Source organism: Pseudoalteromonas sp. SIMBA_162, assembly GCF_046535955.1.
GTDB lineage: Bacteria > Pseudomonadota > Gammaproteobacteria > Enterobacterales > Alteromonadaceae > Pseudoalteromonas > Pseudoalteromonas marina.
This window is the reverse complement of sequence record NZ_JAWJBQ010000861.1, coordinates 1-250: the sequence shown is the minus strand read 5'-3', so window position 1 is coordinate 250 and position 250 is coordinate 1. Positions and strand designations below refer to the sequence as shown.

The 250-nt window shown below is 70.0% G+C and carries 1 pseudogene; it reads right to left on the bottom strand.

The annotated features are described in order from the left end of the window. Nucleotides 1-250 (bottom strand): annotated as a pseudogene (locus tag R0J88_RS22135) (putative 2-aminoethylphosphonate ABC transporter permease subunit); the annotation flags it as partial.

Sequence of the window (250 nt, the reverse complement as noted above, 5' to 3'; positions counted from 1 at the left end):
CCAGAAGGCCAGCGTCAGCGAGTTGAGCCACGCGTCCCAGCCACCGCCCGCCAGCGCCTTGAAGGCGTAGTGATCCAGGGTCAGGCTCAGGTTGTAGGGCCAGAACTGCACGAGCGAGGCATAGATGGCGGTGCCGATCACGGCCAGAATCGCGGCGGCCACGCCGTAGCAGAGCAGCGCGAAGACCCAGTCGCGCAGCGGGCTTGGCGTCGGCTGCCAGGGCACGGCGCGCGCCGAGAGCTGCGCGACC